Origin of the sequence: Caldovatus aquaticus (assembly GCF_019458025.1) — a bacterium.
GTDB classification, from domain to species: Bacteria; Pseudomonadota; Alphaproteobacteria; order Acetobacterales; family Acetobacteraceae; genus Caldovatus; species Caldovatus aquaticus.
Genome location: NZ_JAHZUY010000117.1, coordinates 1 through 3,298, shown reverse-complemented (window position 1 = coordinate 3,298; position 3,298 = coordinate 1). Strand labels below are relative to the sequence as shown.

Below are 3,298 nucleotides of genomic sequence, written 5' to 3'. Positions count from 1 at the left end.
CCCTGCGCCCCGGGCGCGGCCCCCGCCGGGCGCGCCGCCCCGCCGCGGCCGCCGGCCTCGAGCTGCTGGAGGCGGAAATCCACGTCCCCGCGCAGCTTCTCGACCTCGGCGGCGAGCTGGCGCCCGCGGAACTCCGCCTCCTCCAGCCGTCCGCGCAGCCGCCGCACCTCCTCCTCGAGCTGGCCGACGCGGTCGAGGAGCTGGTTCAGCAGCTCCACCTGGCCCTGCGGCAGCGCCGGCCCGGCGCCGCGCGCGGCCGGCGGCGGCAGGCTCGGCGCCGTGAGGGCGCTGCCGCTCCGGCGCAACTGCTCGAGCTCGGCCCGCAGCTGCAGGATCTGGTTCTGCAGCGCGATCCCCTCGCGGCTCTCGATCTGCGCCAGGGCCGGCCGGGCGAGGGGCGCGGCCGCGGCGGCCACCGCCGCGACGACCAGGGCCAGCAGGGGCGGGGTGGATCGCATCGAATTCCGGTCTCGCTCGCATGCCGGCGGCGACGCGCCGCGCGGGCCCGGGACGGCCTGCGCCGATACTGGCCCCAAGGCGAACCCGGGCCAAGCCCCCGCGCGCCGCGCCGCCGTCGCGGAGCCGGGCCTCTCCCGGTCCCGGCCAGGAGCGGAGCCCCGGGCGCGGTGCCACCCCCGGGGCCCCTGCCTCAGCGCACCACCGTCACCGCGCGGCGGTTCTGCGCCCAGGCCTCCTCGTTGGAGCCGAGCGCGGCCGGCCGGTCCTCGCCGTAGCTGATGGTCTCGATGCGCGAGGCGGCCACGCCGTTGGCGATCAGCACGTCGCGGGCCGCATTGGCGCGGCGCTGGCCGAGGGCGAGGTTGTATTCCCGGGTGCCGCGCTCGTCGGCGTGGCCCTCCACCGTCACCTGCACCTGCGGATACTGCTGCAGCCAGCGCGCCTGGCGCTCCAGCACCGGGCGCTGGTCGGGGCGGATGTTGGCGCGGTCGAAGTCGAAGAACACGCGGTCGCCGACATTGGCGACCAGGTCCTCCTGGCTGCCCGGCCGGATCTGGCCGGCCCCGGCCCCGCCGGCGCCGGTGCTCGCGGTCTGGCTCTGGTCGTCCGCGCAGGCCGTGCCGAGCAGCGCCGCGGCCGCCAGGGCCGTGATCAGCTTCGCGTTCATCGCCCGAATCGCTCCTTGTGCTTGCCGCCTGGTGAGGATTCTCGGCGCGACCTTGAGGGGGCGACGCCGGTTGAACAACGGCGCCCCCGTTACAACCGCGCCTCGGCGCCGGTCAAGCGCCGCGGAGGGTGCCCGCCCGCCGCCGGTCCCGCCCGTTACGAGAGCAGCGGCGACCAGGCCGGATCGGTCGCGTCGGTCGGCGTCGCGATCTGGCGCTCGTTGAACCCGGCGATGTCGATCGAGGCGAGCCGCGCCGAGTAGCCGCTGCCGCGCGCGTCGCGCGCCGGCGTCTCGCGGTAGAACATCAGCACCCGGCCGTTCGGCGCGAAGGTCGGCCCCTCCATCGCCCAGCCCTCGGTGAGGATGCGCTCGCCCGAGCCGTCCGGGCGCATCACCCCGATCGCGAAGCTGCCGCCGCCGAAGCGGGTGAAGGCGATCAGGTCGCCGCGCGGCGACCACACCGGGGTCGCGTAGCGCCCGCGCCCGAAGGAGATGCGCCGGATGTTCCCCCCGTTCGCGTCCATCACGTAGAGCTGCTGGTCGCCGCCGCGGTCGGAGTTGAACACGATCTGCGTCCCGTCCGGCGAGTAGCAGGGCGAGACGTCGAGCCCGCCGCCCGAGGTGAGCTGCCGCTCCCGCCGCGTCGCCAGGTCCACCACGTAGATGTTGGCGTCCCCGCCGCGCGTCGCCGACAGCACCACGCTCCGCCCGTCCGGCGAGAAGCGCGGCGAGAGGGTCATGCCGGGGAAGCTCCCCAGCACCTCGGTCCGCCCGGTGCCGAGGTCGAGCAGCACCACCCGCGGCTCGCCGCGCGCCTGGTAGGACATGAACGCCACGCGGTCGGCGCTCGGGTGGAAGCGCGGCGTCAGCGCGGCGTAGGCGCCGTCGGTCAGGAAGCGGTGGTTCTCGCCGTCCTGGTCCATGATCGCGAGCCGCCGCGTGCGCCGGTCGCGCGGCCCGGTCTCCGAGACATAGACGACGCGGGTGTCGAAGTAGCCCTTCTCGCCGAGCAGCCGCTCGTAGATCACGTCCGAGATCAGGTGCGCGATGCGCCGCCAGTTCTGCACCGGCGCGGTGAAGGCGGTGCCCTGGAGCTGCTGCTCCGGCAGCACGTCCCACAGCCGGAACTCGACCCGCAGCCTGTCGCCCTGCACGTCCACCCGGCCCGTGGTCAGCGCCTGGGCGCCGATCACGCGCCAGTCCTGGAAGCGCGGCGTCGCCGCCGCCGCCTCCGGGGTCTGGAGGAAGGCCTCCCGCTCGATCGGGCGGAACAGCCCGGAATTGCGCAGGTTGCTCTGGATGACGCGGGCGATGTCGCGGCCGATCCGCTGCGCGTCCGGCGTCGCGCCGGCGAGGTCGGGGACGGCGATCGGGATCGGATTGGTGCGCGCGGTCTCGATGCTGATCACCGCGCCGCCCCCGCCCGCGGCCTGCTGCGCGCGCGCGGGGCCGAGCGGCCAGGCGGCGATGCCGGGAGCGGCCAGGACGGCGGCGGCGCGCAGCGCGCCGCGCCGGGACAATGTCAGGTGACGCAAATCGGTCCTCATCGCAGAAGCCCCCTAGGGCTGAATCGGAATGTGGAGGCCATCACGGTCTCGAGCTTGCCCGGCGGCACGCGCAGCGGGTTGCAGTGCGGCGAGAGCAGGGCGCGCCGCGCCGACTCGTATACCGCCCGCGCGCGCGGATCGGAGGGGATCGCGCTCGCCGGCGCCACGTTGCGCACGTTGCCCTGCGCGTCGAGCTGCACCTTCAGCTCGACCACGATCTCGGCGAGCCCCAGCATCCCCGGGTCCACGTTCCAGCACTCGCTGATCTGCTCGGCGAGGCCGCGGATCTCGCCCGCGGTGAGCGGCGCCGCGCCGGTCGGCGCTCCGCCCCCCGCGGCGGCCGGCGCGGGTGCCGGGTTGGGCCGGGCGCGCGGCGGCTCGGTCTGGCGCTGCGCCGTGCGCAGCCGCTCCAGCGTGTTCAGCACCTCGCGCGAGCGCTCCTGCGGCCGCGGCGGGGGCGGCGTCTGCCCCCGCGCCTCGGCCTGGCGGCTCGGCTCCGGCGGCGTCGGCACCGGCGGGCGCGGCAGCGGCGGCTCCGGCCGCGGCGGCTCCGGCCGCGCCGCCTGGCGCGTCGGCGCGGGCGGTTCCGGCACCGGCGGCGGGGGCAGCGGCAGCGGCGGCGGGG

At 76.5% G+C, this 3,298-nt stretch carries 3 protein-coding genes and 1 pseudogene; all 4 read right to left on the bottom strand.

From position 1 onward, the window contains the following. Positions 1-458, bottom strand: a 458-nt coding sequence (locus K1J50_RS18665) for a YbgF trimerization domain-containing protein (protein WP_304502932.1), incomplete at its 3' end; no start/stop codon positions are given. 191 nt (positions 459-649) lie between these two features. Continuing rightward, the gene (pal, locus tag K1J50_RS18660) at positions 650-1,126 is read right to left on the bottom strand and encodes a peptidoglycan-associated lipoprotein Pal (RefSeq protein ID WP_220119250.1); all 477 of its coding nucleotides are present in this window, start codon (positions 1,124-1,126) and stop codon (positions 650-652) included. A 155-nt stretch (positions 1,127-1,281) separates the two neighbouring features. After that, positions 1,282-2,673, bottom strand: a complete 1,392-nt coding sequence (tolB, locus tag K1J50_RS18655) for a Tol-Pal system beta propeller repeat protein TolB (protein ID WP_220119249.1) — start codon at positions 2,671-2,673, stop codon at positions 1,282-1,284. After that, positions 2,670-3,298: pseudogene (locus K1J50_RS18650) on the bottom strand (hypothetical protein); the annotation flags it as partial. The pseudogene K1J50_RS18650 and the gene tolB, both read right to left, overlap by 4 nt.

What these genes read in the sequence shown, in the direction of transcription:
- tolB (WP_220119249.1), bottom strand. Translation starts at nt 2,673, where the DNA reads ATGAGGACCGATTTGCGTCACCTGACATTGTCCCGGCGCGGCGCGCTG.
- pal (WP_220119250.1), bottom strand. Translation starts at nt 1,126, where the DNA reads ATGAACGCGAAGCTGATCACGGCCCTGGCGGCCGCGGCGCTGCTCGGC.